Source organism: Streptomyces sp. NBC_01017 (assembly GCF_045162795.1).
In the GTDB taxonomy this organism is placed as follows: Bacteria; Actinomycetota; Actinomycetes; order Streptomycetales; family Streptomycetaceae; genus Streptomyces; species Streptomyces machairae.
In genome coordinates this window covers 8,621,608-8,637,935 of sequence record NZ_CP108683.1, presented here as the reverse complement: position 1 = coordinate 8,637,935, position 16,328 = coordinate 8,621,608, and the positions used below count along the sequence as shown (strand labels likewise).

The following is a 16,328-nucleotide window of genomic DNA, read 5'->3' as shown; positions in this document are numbered from 1 at the left end:
CGCCCCCTTCCTGACATACCGTCAGTGTCCGTCCGGATCGGTCCTGTTGAGCGTCGGCTTCGGCGTCGGACCCGCCGTCATCAGGTAGTCCGCCGCCGACGTGTCCGTCACCAGGCTGGTGACGAGCCCGGAGCGCAGCACCGCGTCGATCGCCGGTCCCTTGCGCTGCCCGCCCGCGATCGCGACGACCTCGGGGATACGGCGGAGCTGGTCGGCCTTGACCGTGATGCACCGCTCCCCCAGGTCCCGTCCGACCCGGCGCCCCTCGGCGTCGAAGAGGTGCGCGGACATCTCGGCGGCGACGCCGAGCGAGGCGTAGTGGGCCCGCTCCTCGTCGCTGAGCATGTCGTGCACCGTCGAGATGCCCGGCTCCCAGGAGCCGATGGAGACGCAGGCGACCGTGACCTTGTCGAAGTACTCGAAGGCCCGGGCGATCCCGGTCTGGTGCCGCAGCGCCGCCGCGGTGGCCGCGTCCGGCAGCAGCATCGGCGCGTAGATGGGGTGCGCGTCGCCGCCGGACACCTGGGCGGCGCGGCGCACCGCCTCGACCGAACCGCGCTCGGCGGTCCCGGCGTCGTACACGCCGGTCAACTGCACCACCGTGCACGGCGGCAGCCGGTCCAGGGCCGCGGCCATGTGGATGGTGGACCTGCCCCAGGCCAGGCCCAGCACATCCCCCTCGTTCACCAGCTCGCCGAGCAGGTCGGCGGCCACCTCTCCCAGGTTCTCGGGGTCGGGCGACTCCTCGGCCTCGGCCGGGGACTCGACCACGACGGCGTGCCTGAGGCCGTACCGGGCGCGCAGCGCGTCCGAGCGATCGGCGTCCAGTTCGGCCGGTACGCGGATTTCGATGCGCACCAGATCCCGTTCGAGAGCGGTCTCCAGGACCCGGGCCACCTTGAAGCGGCTGACGCCGAACTCCTCGGCGATCTGGATCTTGGATTTGCCCTCGAGGTAGAAGCGGCGGGCCATGGCCGCCGCCTGCACCAGCTCAGCGGGTCCCATCCGCATGGCTGACCGGCCCGCCGACATACCCGACACGGCGATCTCCTCACTGCTGTTCACACTCTGGATTCGCCGTTCATCCTTGCAGATCCGGCGCTCTTGATCCGCCCTGATGGGCGCCGTTCACGTTCCCTTGGCTCAGTGGTCGCATGCCCAGGCCGCGGACTTCGTCACCGCCTCGGCCTGCGCGCGCAGCGCACGGACCGCCGCGGCGGGGTCCTCGGCCCCGTACACCGCCGAACCGGCGACGAAGACGTCCGCGCCCGCCTCCGCGCACCGCTCGATCGTCGAGGCCGAGACACCGCCGTCGACCTGAAGCCACAGGTCGAGGCCGTGCTTGCTGATCAACTCGCGGGTGCGGCGAATCTTCGGAAGCATGATGTCGAGAAACGCCTGACCACCGAAGCCCGGCTCGACCGTCATGATCAGCAGCATGTCGAGTTCGGGGAGCAGATCCTCGTACGGCTCGATGGGCGTCGCGGGCTTGAGCGCCATGGAGGCACGGGCACCCTTGGCCCGGATCTCCCGGGCAAGCCGTACCGGAGCCGCGGCGGCCTCGACATGGAAGGTGACGGAGGAGGCCCCTGCTTCGACGTACTGGGGCGCCCACCGATCGGGGGCCTCGATCATCAGATGGCAGTCCAGCGGAGTGTCCGTCGCACGGGCCAGGGACTCTACGACCGGCACGCCGAGCGTGAGGTTCGGGACGAAATGGTTGTCCATGACGTCGACGTGGAGGAAGTCGGCTCCCTGGACCGCCTTCGCCTCGTCCGCGAGGCGGGCGAAGTCGGCGGACAGGATGCTGGGGTTGATCTGCGCGGCCATGACCCAAGACTGCCATGCCGGAGCACGAATGTTCGCGCCAGTACAGACCTAAGACGTTCATCGGATGTTGTGTCCGGTTCGCGCGTGCCATGCTGGGCGGCCGACCGGCTCCTCGGAGAGCTGCGGGGGTGGCCATGACTCAGACCCGGGAGAAGGGGCAGTCCCCTTCGGGACAGCGGGGCGTCGCCCATCTGGTATGCGGGCGGCGCGCCAAGTGGGTGGTGCTCATTCTGTGGCTGGCGGCGCTGTTCCTGACGGCCCCGTTCGCGCAGAAGCTTACCGACGCGCAGGACAACGACGCCGCCTCCTGGCTGCCGGGGTCCGCCGAATCCACCCAAGTCCTGGAGATCTCCGAGGACTTCAGGCCGGAGCAGATCCCCGCGGTCGTCATCTACGCCCGCGACGGCGGCCTGACGGCACAGGACCGCGCGGCGATCACCGAGGACGTGGCGCAGCTCAAGCAGCTCACCGACCACGGCATCCGGGGCGCCGAGACCCGGGGCCCGGTCTTCGACCGCGAGCTGGACCCGCGCGCGGCCCAGGTCCAGGTCCCGATCACGATGGACGAGCAGGGCTGGGAGCGCATCGCACCCGCCGTGGACTCCATCAAGGACGTCGTCGGCGAGGGCGGCGGCGGGCTGACCGTGCACATCACGGGCCCGGGCGGCACTTCCGCGGACTTCTCCGAGGCCTTCGAGGGCATCGACTCCACGCTGCTGTTCTCGGCGATGGTGGTCGTCATCGTCATGCTCCTGCTCACCTACCGCAGTCCCACCCTGCTGCTGGTCCCCCTCATCTCCGTGATCGTCGCCCTGTTCACCGCGCAGGCCCTGATCTATCTCCTGGCGGAGCACGCGGGCCTGACCGTCAACGGCCAGAGCGCGGGCATCCTCACGGTCCTGGTGTTCGGCGCGGGCACGGACTACGCGCTCCTGCTCGTCGCCCGCTACAGAGAGGAACTGCGCCGTCACGAGGACCGCCACGAGGCGATGGCCCTTGCCCTGCACCGCGCGGGCCCGGCGGTGATCGCGTCCGGCGCGACCGTCGTGCTGAGCATGCTGGTGCTGCTGGCGGCGGAGATGAACTCCACGAGAGGCCTCGGCCCGGTGGCCGCGATCGGCGTGGCGGTGGCCTTGCTCGCGATGATGTCCCTGTTCCCGGCGCTCCTGGTCATCTTCGGCCGCTGGATCTTCTGGCCGGTCATCCCGCACCTGGGGACCGAGAACCCGGACAAGACAGGCATCTGGGCCCGCATGGGCCGCCGTATCTCCCATCGCCCGCGCATGGTCTGGGTCGTCACGGCGATCGCTCTCGCGGTCTGCTCCCTCGGCCTGATCCAGCTGCGCGCCGAGGGGCTGAGCAACGCCGACGCGTTCACCGACAAGCCGGACTCGATCACCGGCCAGGAGGTCTCCGCGCGCTACTTCCCGGCCGGCAGCGGCGACCCGCTGGTCATCGTCAGCAACCAGGCCCAGGCCGTGGAGGTCGGCCGCGCGGTAGCGGAAACACAGGGCGTCGTACCCACCTCGCTGGGCCTGCCACCAGGCACAAAACCGTCGTTCGAAGGCAAGGTCCTCTTCGAGGCGACGATGACCGCTCCCGCCGACAGCGAGGCCGCGAAACAGACCGTGGAACGGGTCCGTGATGCCGTCCACGCGGTGCCGGACGCCGATGCCCAGGTGGGCGGCGGTACGGCGGCCCTCCTGGACATGGACAAGGCGACGACGCACGACAACATCCTGATCATCCCGCTGGTCCTGCTGGTCGTGCTCCTGATCCTCTGCGCCCTGCTGCGCGCCCTGATCGCCCCGCTGCTGCTGATCGGCACGGTGATCCTGTCCTTCGCGGCAGCCCTGGGCATCAGCGCGCTCGCCTTCCGCCACATCTTCGACTACGCCGGGGAGTCGACCGACTTCCCGCTGTTCGTCTTCGTCTTCCTGGTGGCGCTCGGCATCGACTACAACATCTTCCTCACCACCCGCATCCGCGAGGAGGCAGCCCACCAGGGCACCCGCGCCGGCGTGATCACCGGCCTCGCCGCCACAGGCGCGGTCATCACCTCGGCCGGCCTGGTCCTCGCCGGCACCTTCGCCGCCCTCGGCACCCTCCCCATGGTCGCCTTCGCCGAAATCGGCTTCGCAGTGGCCCTGGGCGTACTCCTGGACACCTTCATCGTCCGCTCGGTCCTGGTGACGTCCCTGTTCCTGGACGTGGGCCCCAAGGTGTGGTGGCCACACCGCCTGTCCCGGGAGGACGGGGGAACTCCGGCGGTACGGGAGCCGGAGGAGGGCGTGGCGGGGAGGGGCGGCTGAGGGGGGCTGAGGGGGCAGCTCAGCCCGTCCGGGGGTACCCCCTCTGGGGGAGTTTGAGGACGAGGCCGTTCAGGCCGACAGCGGGGGTCCGGGGGCGGCAGCCTCCAGGTACGGGAAGGGTAGGGCCGGCGGGGGCGAAATCACCCCGAAATCACCCCACCCGCCGAATCAGCGCCAAATACATCGCATCGGTCCCATGCAGATGAGGCCACAACTGCACATCAGGCCCCTCCCCCAGCTCCGGCACCCCCGGCAGCAAGGGCCGCGCATCAACCAGCTCGCCCGCAGCCCCTTGCTTCAGCACGTCGTCCACCACGGCCCGAGTCTCAGCGAGATGCGGCGAACACGTGGCGTACCCGACGACACCCCCCACCCGCACGGAGTCCAGCGCCGTCCGCAACAACTCCCGCTGCAGCGGCCCAAACCCCTCCAGATCCTCCGGCCGCCGCCGCCACCGAGCCTCCGGCCGCCGCCGCAACGCCCCGAGCCCCGTGCACGGCACATCCACCAACACGCGGTCAAAGCTCCCGGGCCGCCAGGCCGGCCGCGTCCCGTCGGCGGCGATGACCTGATACGGCCCCGGATTGCCGGCAAGCGCCTTGGCCACGAGCCCCGCCCGGTGCGGCTGCTTCTCGGAGGCAAGCAACATGGCCCCCCGCTCGGCGGCCAACGCCCCGAGCAGCGCCGCCTTGCCCCCGGGCCCGGCGCACCCGTCGAGCCACTTCTCGTCGGGCCCGTCCAGGGGCGCGTTCGCCAGGGCTAGCGCAACCAGCTGAGACCCCTCGTCCTGCACCCCCGCCCGGCCGTCCCGCACTGCTTCGATGGCCCCCGGCTCCCCGCCCTCGGCCAGCCGCACGGCACAGGGCGACCAACGCCCCGGCACCGCGGCCTCCTCGCCGAGGAGTTCCTCGGTCGTGGCCCGCCCCGGCCGCGCGACAAGCGTCACCTCGGGCCGCTCGTTGTCGGCCTCCAGCAAGCGCTCGATCCCGGCCCGCCCGCCACCGAGCGAGTCCCACAGCGCCGAGACGACCCACCGCGGATGCGAGTGCACGACGGCGAGGTGTTCCTCGGGATCGTCGTCGTACGGCGGCGCGACCCGCTGGATCCAGCCGTCGAGGTCGTCCTGCGCGACCTTCCGCAGCACGGCGTTCACGAACTTCGCACGCCCGTCACCGAGGACGACCCGAGCGAGCTCGACGGACGCCGACACCGCGGCATGCGTGGGAATCCGCGTCCCCAGCAGCTGATGCACACCCAGGCTGAGCACATCGAGCACGGGCGGGTCGACCTCACGCAGCGGCCGGTCCACACACGCGGAGATCACGGCGTCGTACGTCCCCTGCCACCGCAGCGTCCCGTACACCAGCTCGGTCGCGAGCGCGGCGTCCCGCCCGTCGAAGTCGCCCTGCTCCCGCGCCTTCCGCAGCAGCGGCGGCAGTACGAGGTTGGCGTACGCGTCCCGCTCGTCCACGGCGCGCAGAGCCTCGAAGGCGAGGACGCGGACGGGGTCTTTCTTGGGCCGTCGGTAGGGCTTGCCGGGTTTGCGGGGCCGACGGGTGGTGTCGCTCACGAAAAAGGTGCTCCGGATTGCTGGATGAGATGTACCGACCAGCCTACGTCGCACGCCCGGCCCGGCGTAGGGCCCCTCACTCCCCGACGCGCTCGCCGTCCCCGATCCGCACGCCCCGCGCCCAGTCCGCGGCCCGCATCGGCTTCTTGCCCTGAGCCTGTACCCACAGCAGCTCGACGGCGTACGACCCGGTCCCGACGTACACGTTGTTCTTGCCGACGGAGAGCGCGCCGGGCGCGAGGTCGTCCCGTCCGGGGACCGGCTGCACCTGGATGAGCTTGAGCCGCTCGCCGCGGAAGGTGGTCCAGGCACCCGGGGCAGGGGTGCACCCGCGCACCACACGGTCGACGCGCAGGGAGGGAGCGGCCCAGTCGATGTGGGCGTCCTCGACGTTGACCTTGGGGGCGAGGGTGATCCCTTCGGCAGGCTGCGGTACGGCCTTCAGCGTGCCGTCCTCGATGCCGTCCATGGTCGCCGCGAGCAGCCCGGAGCCCGCGAAGGCCAACCGGGTCAGCAGGTCGCCGCTGGTGTCGGTGGCCCGGATCTCCTCGGTGACGGTGCCGTATACGGGCCCGGAGTCGAGCCCTTCCTCGATCAGGAAGGTGGAGGCCCCGGTGATCTCGTCGCCGGCCATGATGGAGTGCTGCACCGGCGCGGCCCCGCGCCAGGCGGGCAGCAGCGAGAAGTGCAGGTTGACCCAGCCGTGGGCCGGGATCTCGAGGGCGACGCGCGGCAGCAGGGCGCCGTAGGCGACGACGGGGCAGCAGTCGGGCGCGATCTCCCGGAGCCGCTCCAGGAACTCGGGGTCGCGCGGCCTGACGGGCTTGAGCACCTCGATGCCCGCCTCCTCGGCCCGCTCGGCCACCGGGCTCGCCACCATCCTGCGTCCCCGCCCGGCGTGCGCGTCGGGCCGCGTCACGACGGCTGCCACCTCGTGCCGCCCGGAGGCGATCAGAGCGTCCAGAGCGGGAACAGCGACCTCGGGGGTACCGGCGAAGACAAGCTTCATGGGTGGGCACGGGCCTCTCGGGCGGGGTTGGTTGGGGCAACACACAAGTCTATGTGCGGGCGCGCGGAGGGCTCACGTCGGCAGCGCCACGAAGAAATTCACCACCGGACCGGGAGGGAGGGCAGGCACCCGAGGCCGAAGGCCCGGAGATCGAGGCGCGTACCCCCACCCAGGGGCGTAGGCATATGCCCATACGCCCCCAGTGCGTGACCCGCGGAGCGCTCCCGCGTTGGTCAAGAAAGAGTTGACCACAACGGGCCGCACCCGCCGTATCCGCGGCCCCTTCCTTTTCAACGCCGGTTCGAGAGGCTTGTTCATGGCCGACCACGCAACCCACGACGCCCAGGCTCGGGCCAGCCTGCACTTGCTGGTGCGGGACATCGAGCGGGTCCGCCGGCAGGTGGACGCACTGCGCACGCTCACCGCCCAACTGGGCAACGTCTACCGCCCGCGCCGCTCCGGCCCCTCCACGGGCTTCGTCGTCTACGGACGCGCCCCCGCCCCGACGGTCCGTCTCGCCCAGGAGCTGCGGGACAGTGTCGAAACCCTGGTCACGGCAGCCGTGGACTTCGACCGCTCACTCGGCTTCTCGTGGGACGCGGTGGGTTCCGCCCTCGGCGTCACCAAGCAGGCGGTCCACCGACGCTACGGCGCGCGCCGCGCCGCCACCCAGGCGGCGGCCGAGGCCGAGCGGACGACCGAGCCGGCGGGCAGCCGGGCGGTCAACGTCACCACCGCTCTCCCCCCGGTGCCGACGGTCCCCGCGGCTCGTTCCATGCCGACGCAGCCGACGGCAGGCAGTCCCGGCCTGCGCGACGAGGCCAGGCCCACGGCGTTCCCCGGCCCTCGCAACGGCTGACCCCGCGACTGCCCCCACCTCGCTCTGCCCTCCCGATGCGCACCCGGGAGGGCAGAGGCATGCCTGCCCGAACCCTCCCAAGCCCTGCGCGGCACCGCAGGGCACCAGGCAGCACGAAGGTCACCCGATGTCAGGCGGGTCGATCCGAACCCGCACCGCGATCTCCCCGGCCCCCCGCGCCATCCGCGCCGCCTGAGCGGCCTTCAGCGCGGACGCCAGCGCCGCCCCGCTTCCCGGCGGAACCCGGATCAGCGCCCGGTCCCACTGCTCTCCGGGCGGCGGACCCCCTACGCGCCGCGGCCGTCCCACCGCCGTGACGGGCACCGGCACAGGGCCCAACACCTCGGCATCCGGCGGCAGTTCGACCGTACGGAGGAACTCGGCCACCGCCTCCGGCGGCCCGGCCACGGAAGCCATCCGGGACACCGGCGGAAACCCCAGCTCGGCCCGCTCGCCGAGTTCCCGCACCGCATGCCCGACGGGGTCCCATCGCACCAACGCCTGCACGGGTCGCAGCGTGGGCTCGGCGACCACGACCACGGTTCCCCCGGCGCCCTGCGGCCGTACCAGCGAAGCGGCTGCGATCCACCGCCGCAGCGCGTCCTCACCCGCCCGCAGGTCGGGCCGCCCGAGCATGGCCCAGCCGTCCAGCAGCAGCGCCGCCGCATAACCGCCCTCGGCGACGGGTTCGGCCCCCGGTGTGCTCACGACCAGCGAGGGCGTGCCCGGCACGGTGTCCAGCACGTGCTCGCGCCCGGAGGTCCGCACCGGAACAGCGGGAAAGGCCCGCCCCAGCTCCTCGGCGGTCCGCCGCGCCCCCACCACCTGAGCCCGCAGCCGGAACGCACCGCACTCCGGACAGTGCCAGGCCCCTTCGTCACGCCCGCACCACCCACACCGCAGCTCCGCCCCGGAGCCCTGCGCCTCCAGCGGCCCGGAACAGTGCCGACACCGGGCGGGAGCCCGGCAGTTGGCGCAGGCCATCCGCGGCACGTAACCACGCCGCGGCACCTGCACGAGGACCGGTCCGTGCCGCAGCCCTTCCCGCACCGCCTGCCAGGCCAGGGTGGGCAGCCGAGCGGCTCGCGCGGCCTCGTCCCGCGCGAGATCCCCGTCCCCCACGGTCCGTACGAGGGGAGCCGCGCCGCGCACCTGCTCCCGGGTGGCGACCAACGGCCGGGCCCAGCCGCTCTCCACGAGCTGGGCGGCCTCGACGGTGCAGCTCCAACTCCCCAGCAGGAAGCCGCACTTGTCCTGCGCGGCGCGGAGCAACAGCACTTCACGCGCATGGGGCTGCGGGGCGTGCTGCTCGCTGTGGCTGTCGTCGCCGTCGTCCCAGAGGGCGACCAGCCCAAGGTCCTGCACCGGCGCGAACATGGCGGCCCGCGTCCCCACGACCGCCCGGACGATCCCGCGCCGTACGGCCAGCCACTCCCGGTACCGCTTCTCGGGCCCGGCATCGGCGGTCAGCACCGCATGCCGCCCCTCGCCCATCAGCGAGGTCAGGGCAGCGTCGACCCGTGCAACGGCTCGCCCGTCCGGCACCACGACGAGCGCCCCGCGCCCGGAGGCGAGCGTCGCCGCGACGGCCCGGGCCAGCTCGTCGCTCCACTCGGGGCCGGGCAAAGCGTTCCACACGGCCCGCGGCGCGCCCCCGGAGGCCAGGGACTCCAGGAAGGCGGTCCCCCGCTCGTACCGCCCCCAGGACCCCGTCTCGGGCCTGCCGGGGGGCGGGAGCGGCTCCGGTGACGGCCGCTGCTCGGCCCGCGCGCTGCGCGGCGGCACGGCCAGTTGCAGCACATCGGCGAGCCCTCCGGCATACCGGTCGGCCACGGCCCGCGCGAGCCCGAGCAGTTCCTCGCTCAGCACCCGCTCGGGCGAGACGACCTGCGCGAGCGCCGCCAGCGGCCCGGAGTAGTCGGACTCGGCAAGCCGCTCGACGAGGAAGCCGTCGATGAGCCCCCCGCCCTCACGCCGCCCCTCCCGCACCCGATTCCGCCCGGCCCCGAACCGCACCCGCACCCGCACCCCGGGCTGCGCCTCGGCGTCCAGCTCCTCCGGCACGGCGTAGTCGAAGTACCGATCGAGGTGCAGCACGCCCTTGTCGACCAGCACCCGGGCCACGGGCAGCTCCTTGGCCAGTGCGGCGCCCCGCCAGGTCCGGGGCTTGGCCCGCGGGACCTTGGCCTTGCGCACACTGTCCCGAATGAGCGCGAGCTGCTCGGGCGACGCCCCCTCGGCCCCGCCACCATCGTTCTCGTTCTCGCTGCTCACGCCTGTATTCCTACCAAACGCCACTGACAACCGCCGGAGCTCGAGTTCCCCCACGAGCGCGGGTACACCGAGGCCCGGCGCCCCACCAGGGACGCCGGGCCTCGAACAAACCGTGGAACCGGGCCTTACAGACCCACTGCCTTGCGCAGCGCCTCCACCCGGTCCGTCCGCTCCCAGGTGAACTCCGGCAGCTCACGGCCGAAGTGGCCGTACGCGGCGGTCTGGGCGTAGATCGGGCGGAGCAGGTCCAGGTCGCGGATGATCGCGGCCGGACGCAGGTCGAAGACCGTGTCGATGGCCTTCTCGATCTTCTCGGTCTCGATCTTGGCGGTGCCGAAGGTCTCGACGAAGAGACCGACCGGCTCGGCCTTGCCGATCGCGTACGCCACCTGTACCTCGCAGCGCGAGGCCAGGCCGGCCGCGACCACGTTCTTGGCGACCCAGCGCATCGCGTAGGCGGCCGAGCGGTCCACCTTGGACGGGTCCTTGCCGGAGAACGCGCCGCCGCCGTGGCGGGCCATGCCGCCGTAGGTGTCGATGATGATCTTCCGGCCGGTCAGACCCGCGTCACCCATCGGGCCGCCGATCTCGAAGCGGCCGGTGGGGTTGACCAGGAGGCGGTAGTTCTCGGTGTCGAGCTTGATGCCGTCGTCGAGCAGGGACTTCAGCTCCGGCTCGACCACGAACTCGCGGATGTCCGGCGCCAGGAGGGAGTCCAGGTCGATGTCGCTCGCGTGCTGCGAGGAGACGACCACGGTGTCCAGACGGACCGCCTTGTCGCCGTCGTACTCGATGGTGACCTGCGTCTTGCCGTCCGGGCGCAGGTAGGGGATCGTGCCGTTCTTGCGGACCTCGGAGAGGCGCTTGGACAGGCGGTGCGCCAGGAAGATGGGCAGGGGCATCAGCGTGGGCGTCTCGTCCGTCGCGTAGCCGAACATCAGGCCCTGGTCGCCGGCGCCCTGGCGGTCCAGCTCGTCCTCGTCGCCCTCGACACGGGACTCGTAAGCCGTGTCGACGCCTTGCGCGATGTCCGGCGACTGCGAGCCGATCGAGACCGAGATGCCGCAGGAGGCGCCGTCGAAGCCCTTCTTCGAGGAGTCGTAGCCGATCTCGAGGACCTTGTTGCGGACCAGCGTCGCGATGTCCGCGTACGTCTTGGTCGTGACCTCTCCGGCCACGTGCACCAGGCCGGTCGTGATCAGGGTTTCGACAGCGACCCGGGACGACGGGTCCTCGCGCAGAAGCGCGTCAAGAATGGTGTCGCTGATCTGGTCAGCGATCTTGTCGGGGTGGCCCTCGGTCACGGACTCCGAGGTGAACAGGCGACGGGACACAACGCTCCCTGGGGTTGCAGCGGCTGCTGGCTGATCATTGTTGGACGGGACGGGGGCTGCGCCCGGCGTCGTCCGAGGACAGTTTATCTGTCGCGTTCGGCCACGGACCCCCTGTCTCGCCTCTCGGGAGGGCTGTGACCTGCGGCACGGGCATTCTGCCCAATGTCATGTGCCCTTGGCCAGGGGCGCCACACCCGAATCGAGTGCGGCCGGCGGGAAGTCCGCAGCGCATCAACCATGTGCGCCCAGCCGATGCGCCACCAGGTCCCATACGGTTTCGGCCAGGGCTTCCTTGGGCCCGTACGGCACGGGCGTCTCGCTGCCGTCGGCGCCCAGGACCACCGCCTCGTTCTCCTCGGAGCCGAAGGTCTTGCGCTCGCCCACCTCGTTCACCACAAGGAGGTCGCACCCCTTGCGCTCCAGCTTCTTGCGACCGTTGGCCAGCACGTCGTCCGTCTCCGCGGCGAAGCCGACGATCACCTGGCCGGGGCGGGCGCGGTCGGTCGAGATCTCCGCGAGGATGTCCGGATTCCGCACCAGGACGATGGGGTCCGGCTCGTGGTCGTCCTTCTTCTTGATCTTTCCGGTGGCGTACGACTCCGGGCGGAAGTCCGCGACCGCCGCCGCCATCACGACCGCGTCGGCGTCCGCGGACGCCTTGAGGACCGCTTCCCGCAGCTGTATGGCCGTGCCGACCTGGACGACGTCCACGCCCGCCGGGTCGGCCAGCCCGGTGTTGGCGGCGATCAGCGTCACCCGGGCGCCCCGGGCGGCGGCGGTGCGGGCGAGGGCGTAGCCCTGCTTGCCGGAGGAGCGGTTGCCGAGGAAGCGGACCGGGTCGAGGGGCTCGCGGGTGCCGCCGGCGCTGACGACGACGTGCCGTCCCGCCAGGTCGGGCTCGGTGACGCCCCGGGCGAGCACCCGGCGGCAGACCTCGAAGATCTCCGCGGGCTCGGGCAGCCGGCCCTTGCCGGTGTCGACGCCGGTGAGGCGGCCGACGGCGGGCTCGATGACGATCGCGCCGCGCCGGCGCAGCGTCGCCACGTTCTCCTGGGTGGCCGCGTGCTCCCACATCTCGGTGTGCATGGCGGGGGCGAAGACCACCGGGCAGCGGGCGGTGAGGAGGGTGTTGGTCAGCAGGTCGTCGGCGAGGCCGTGCGCGGCCTTCGCGAGCGTGTCGGCCGTGGCCGGGGCGACGACCACCAGGTCGGCCTGCTGGCCGATGCGCACGTGCGGGACCTCGTGGACGTCGTCCCAGACCTCGGTCGAGACGGGCTTGCCGGACAGGGCGGACCAGGTGGCGGCGCCGACGAAGTGCAGCGCCGAGGCGGTCGGCACGACCCGGACGTCATGTCCGGACTCGGTGAGTCTGCGCAGCAGCTCGCAGGCCTTGTACGCCGCGATACCGCCGCTGACCCCCAGAACGACCTTCGGCTTGTCCACCGTCTCTCCCCGGACCTCGGAAACGTACGACATCCATGACACACCACAGGCCCGGCAGACGCGCTGCCGGGCCTGTGGAAAAGCCTTCTGCAAGCTGCAGATCTTACTTACTGCGCCGGGCCCTCGACGGCCTCGGACGTCAGCAGACCCGCGTTGATCTCGCGCAGGGCGATCGACAGCGGCTTCTCGTGGACGTGGGTGTCCACGAGCGGACCGACGTACTCGAGGAGGCCCTCGCCGAGCTGCGAGTAGTACGCGTTGATCTGGCGGGCCCGCTTGGCCGCGTAGATCACGAGGCTGTACTTCGAGTCGGTGGCCTCGAGGAGCTCGTCGATCGGCGGGTTGATGATGCCCTCGGGCGCGGAGATGGAAGAGGACACGCTCTACCTTCCGATGGATGGGAAAGAATCAGTCGATGTGATCACTCTTAACGAGCAGTCACGATCACACAACGTCCATCAAGGCTAGCAGCTCACGCGCCACGTCCTCGACGGAGGTGTTGACCAAGGTCACATCGAACTCCGGCTCGGCCGCCAGCTCGATCTTCGCCGCGTCCAGGCGGCGTGCGATCACCTCGGGCGACTCGGTGCCACGTCCGGTGAGTCTGCGTACGAGCTCCTCCCAGGAGGGGGGAGCCAGGAACACCAGCTGGGCATCGGCCATCGACTCACTGACCTGCCGGGCGCCCTGGAGGTCGATCTCCAGCAGAACGGGCTCACCCGCCTCCAGCCGCTCCAGCACTGCCGCACGCGGCGTGCCGTAGCGGTTGCCGGCGAACTCGGCCCACTCCAGCAGCTCCCCGTTGGCGATCAGCTTGTCCATCTCTTCGTCGGTGACGAAGAAGTAGTGGACTCCATGCCGCTCGCCGGGGCGGGGCTTGCGGGTCGTCGCCGACACCGAGAGCCAGACCTCGGGGTGTTCCTTGCGCATATGGGCGACGACCGTGCTCTTGCCGACCCCGGAGGGGCCGGAGAGCACGGTCAGCCGCGGACGTTCACTCATGCAGCGATTATTCCAGCAATCCCGGAGTGCCCGGGACTCCCGGTCCCAAGTGCCGGGATCAGGAGCCCGTGCTGCCGAACTCACGCTCCAGGGAGGCGATCTGGTTCGAGCCGAGGCCACGCACGCGGCGGCTCTCGGAGATGCCGAGTCGCTCCATGATCTGCTTGGCGCGGACCTTGCCCACGCCGGGCAGGGACTCGAGCAGGGCGGAGACCTTCATCTTTCCGATGACGTCGTTCTCCTGGCCCTGCTTGATGACCTCGTGAAGGGAGGCGCCGGAGTGCTTGAGTCGATTCTTGACCTCGGCCCGCTCCCGGCGAGCCGCGGCGGCCTTTTCGAGCGCGGCTGCGCGCTGTTCAGGGGTAAGGGGCGGAAGAGCCACGCCTACGTCACCTCGGATGTTGAACTGTCGGATACGGACCGGTGAGGAACCTAGTCGCCCCACACCTGGGGAGGCACGAGCAACACGCTGCCCGTTCTCCCCCACTGCTTTAGGGAGCGTGGGAGGTGCCCCCACTCGTCGGAGACTAGCGGCCAAGTCCGCCAGAGTCAGCGAGAACAGCGGAAAAGTCCTGGTCAGCCTCCGCCAGGCCGGACATTTAGGACATAATGCCCCGGATTTGAGGATGTATTCAGACTCAAGTCGGCTCGCGCCACTCATCGGAGGACTCGCGCGAGCGACTCGAACAGCCCTGACGGCGGTCAGACACCCGACACAGCGACCGTGACCTCTTCGGCGAAGCGTGACGCGGCGTCACGCAGCGCGACGACGTCGGGCCCGTGCCGCAGCACTCCCCGGCTGACGTTCGGGACGACATTGCGCGCCGCGGCCCCGAAGACCCGGGGAAGATCCGCCGGCGTGGCGCCCTGCGCACCGATGCCGGGCGCGAGAAGCGGACCGTTGATGTCGAGGTCGTACGACGAGAGGTCACCGAGCGTGGCGCCGACGACCGCCCCGAAGGAGCCCATGGGTTCCTCCCCCGTGTTCTCGGCAGCCAGGTGCGCCAGCATCGTCGCGCCGACATTGCGGCCGTCCGCGCGGACCGCGTGCTGGACCTCGCCGCCCTCCGGGTTCGAGGTCAGGGCGAGCACGAACAGGCCGGTGCCGCTCTCCCGGGCCAGCGCGACGGCCGGCGAGAGCGAGCCGTAGCCGAGGTACGGCGAGACGGTCAGCGCGTCGGAGAACAGCGGGGAGTCCTTGCGGAGGAAGGACTCGGCGTACGCGGCCATGGTCGAGCCGATGTCGCCCCGCTTGGCGTCCATCAGGACCAGCGCCCCGGCGTCCCGCGCCTCCTCGACCGACTTCTCCAGGACGGCGATGCCACGCGAGCCGAAGCGCTCGAAGAACGCGCTCTGCGGCTTGAGCACCGCGACCCGGTCGGCCAAGGCCTCCACGACCGTACGGCTGAACCGCTCCAGGCCGGCCACGTCGTCGTTCAGGCCCCACTCGGCGAGCAGCGAGGCGTGCGGGTCGATGCCGACGCACAGGGGGCCACGCTCGTCCATGGCCCGGCGCAGGCGCGCGCCAAAGGATTCCGGAGCACTCATGCGGTCTTCCTTGCCTTCCTGACGTCGGCGCCGACCGCGTCGGCGAGGGTTTCGTACGGGCTGGTACTCAGGCGTGCGGCGAGTCCCTTGTGGATGGCGCGGCCCCAGAAGGGCCCCTCGTAGATGAAGGCGCTGTATCCCTGGACCAGCGTGGCGCCCGCCAGGATCCGCTGCCAGGCGTCCTCGGCGTTCTCGATGCCCCCGACGCCCACGAGGGTGATCCGGTCGCCCACACGCGCGTAGAGGCGCCTCAGCACGTCCAGGGAGCGCGCCTTCAGGGGTGCGCCGGAGAGACCCCCGGCCTCCTTCACCAGCGACGGTTCGGATTTCAAACCGAGTCCGTCGCGCGCAATGGTGGTGTTCGTGGCGATGATGCCGTCCAGGCCGAGCTCGACGGCCAGGTCGGCGACCGCGTCCACGTCCTCGTCGGCGAGGTCCGGCGCGATCTTCACCAGCAGCGGCACCCGGCGGGTGGTCACCGTGCGGTCGGCGGCCTCGCGGACGGCGGTCAGAAGGGGCCGCAGCGCCTCGGTGGCCTGCAGGTTGCGCAGCCCGGGCGTGTTGGGCGAGGAGACGTTGACCACCAGATAGTCGGCGTACGGCGCCAGCCGCTCGGTCGACTTCACGTAGTCGTCGGCGGCCTCCGCCTCCGGGACGACCTTGGTCTTGCCGATGTTGACGCCCACGACGGTCCTGAAGACGGGCGTACGGGAGGCCAGACGGGCCGCGACGGCCAGCGAGCCCTCGTTGTTGAAGCCCATGCGGTTGATCAGCGCCCGGTCCTTCACGAGGCGGAACAGCCGCTGCTTGGGGTTGCCCGGCTGCGCCTCCCCCGTGACCGTGCCGATCTCGACGTGGTCGAAGCCGAGCATCGACATCCCGTCGACGGCGACCGCGTTCTTGTCGAAGCCGGCGGCGAGCCCGAAGGGGCCGTGCATACGCAGCCCGAAGGCCTCCGTGCGCAGTTCCTTGTGGCGGGGCGCGAGCGCGGCGGCGACGAGCGTGCGCAGTACGGGGATGCGGACGGCGAGGCGGATCCAGCGGAAGGCGAGGTAGTGGGCCTTCTCGGGGTCCATTCGCTTGAAGACCAGGTTGAAGAAGATCTTGTACATGATGTCCTCATGAAGAGGGGGACACCGTTTCCGGT

Annotated in this window: 14 protein-coding genes; 2 read left to right on the top strand and 12 right to left on the bottom strand. The window is 71.1% G+C overall.

Annotated features, from left to right (window positions below):
* Window positions 1-21: 21 nt before the first annotated feature.
* Window positions 22-1,065 carry a sugar-binding transcriptional regulator gene (locus OG331_RS39690; protein ID WP_369269838.1) on the bottom strand — a complete coding sequence of 348 codons (1,044 nt, stop codon included), beginning with the start codon at window positions 1,063-1,065 and terminating at the stop codon, window positions 22-24.
* Between the two features lie 78 nt (window positions 1,066-1,143).
* The gene (gene rpe, locus OG331_RS39685) at window positions 1,144-1,830 is read right to left on the bottom strand and encodes a ribulose-phosphate 3-epimerase (protein ID WP_406205883.1); all 687 of its coding nucleotides are present in this window, start codon (window positions 1,828-1,830) and stop codon (window positions 1,144-1,146) included.
* A gap of 134 nt (window positions 1,831-1,964) precedes the next feature.
* Here rpe and OG331_RS39680 point away from each other — a divergent pair, with 134 nt between their 5' ends.
* Complete coding sequence (locus OG331_RS39680; protein WP_406205880.1) at window positions 1,965-4,142, top strand: MMPL family transporter; 2,178 nt, start codon at window positions 1,965-1,967, stop codon at window positions 4,140-4,142.
* Between the two features lie 151 nt (window positions 4,143-4,293).
* On the opposite strand, the gene OG331_RS39675 is transcribed toward OG331_RS39680, so the two are convergent.
* Both OG331_RS39675 and fmt read right to left on the bottom strand, forming a co-directional pair.
* Window positions 4,294-5,712, bottom strand: coding sequence for an RsmB/NOP family class I SAM-dependent RNA methyltransferase (locus OG331_RS39675; protein WP_406205877.1), 1,419 nt, complete (start codon window positions 5,710-5,712; stop codon window positions 4,294-4,296).
* Between the two features lie 76 nt (window positions 5,713-5,788).
* Window positions 5,789-6,721: a methionyl-tRNA formyltransferase gene (gene fmt / locus OG331_RS39670; protein WP_406205874.1), complete on the bottom strand. Its 933-nt coding sequence runs from the start codon at window positions 6,719-6,721 to the stop codon at window positions 5,789-5,791.
* Between the two features lie 316 nt (window positions 6,722-7,037).
* On the opposite strand from fmt, the gene OG331_RS39665 reads away from it, so the two are divergent.
* Window positions 7,038-7,580 carry a hypothetical protein gene (locus OG331_RS39665; RefSeq protein ID WP_406205871.1) on the top strand — a complete coding sequence of 181 codons (543 nt, stop codon included), beginning with the start codon at window positions 7,038-7,040 and terminating at the stop codon, window positions 7,578-7,580.
* A 120-nt stretch (window positions 7,581-7,700) separates the two neighbouring features.
* Here the strand turns inward: OG331_RS39665 and OG331_RS39660 are convergent, their stop codons facing one another.
* From OG331_RS39660 to OG331_RS39625, 8 genes are all read right to left on the bottom strand, one after another.
* Window positions 7,701-9,854: a primosomal protein N' gene (locus OG331_RS39660; protein WP_406205868.1), complete on the bottom strand. Its 2,154-nt coding sequence runs from the start codon at window positions 9,852-9,854 to the stop codon at window positions 7,701-7,703.
* Window positions 9,855-9,979: 125 nt separating this feature from the next.
* On the bottom strand, window positions 9,980-11,188 hold the full coding sequence (metK, locus tag OG331_RS39655; RefSeq protein ID WP_391404632.1) for a methionine adenosyltransferase: 1,209 nt from the start codon (window positions 11,186-11,188) through the stop codon (window positions 9,980-9,982).
* A 231-nt stretch (window positions 11,189-11,419) separates the two neighbouring features.
* Window positions 11,420-12,631 (bottom strand): bifunctional phosphopantothenoylcysteine decarboxylase/phosphopantothenate--cysteine ligase CoaBC, encoded by a 1,212-nt coding sequence (gene coaBC, locus OG331_RS39650; protein WP_406210612.1) that lies wholly within the window; start codon window positions 12,629-12,631, stop codon window positions 11,420-11,422.
* Window positions 12,632-12,738: 107 nt separating this feature from the next.
* Complete coding sequence (gene rpoZ / locus OG331_RS39645; RefSeq protein ID WP_003988945.1) at window positions 12,739-13,011, bottom strand: DNA-directed RNA polymerase subunit omega; 273 nt, start codon at window positions 13,009-13,011, stop codon at window positions 12,739-12,741.
* 64 nt (window positions 13,012-13,075) lie between these two features.
* Window positions 13,076-13,633 carry a guanylate kinase gene (gene gmk / locus OG331_RS39640; RefSeq protein ID WP_406205864.1) on the bottom strand — a complete coding sequence of 186 codons (558 nt, stop codon included), beginning with the start codon at window positions 13,631-13,633 and terminating at the stop codon, window positions 13,076-13,078.
* 58 nt (window positions 13,634-13,691) lie between these two features.
* Window positions 13,692-14,015, bottom strand: coding sequence for an integration host factor (locus tag OG331_RS39635; RefSeq protein WP_003977346.1), 324 nt, complete (start codon window positions 14,013-14,015; stop codon window positions 13,692-13,694).
* 320 nt (window positions 14,016-14,335) lie between these two features.
* Window positions 14,336-15,181 carry an orotidine-5'-phosphate decarboxylase gene (gene pyrF, locus OG331_RS39630; RefSeq protein ID WP_406205860.1) on the bottom strand — a complete coding sequence of 282 codons (846 nt, stop codon included), beginning with the start codon at window positions 15,179-15,181 and terminating at the stop codon, window positions 14,336-14,338.
* Window positions 15,178-16,293, bottom strand: coding sequence for a quinone-dependent dihydroorotate dehydrogenase (locus OG331_RS39625; protein ID WP_406205857.1), 1,116 nt, complete (start codon window positions 16,291-16,293; stop codon window positions 15,178-15,180). Before OG331_RS39625 ends, pyrF begins: the two co-directional genes overlap by 4 nt.
* Window positions 16,294-16,328 lie beyond the last annotated feature (35 nt).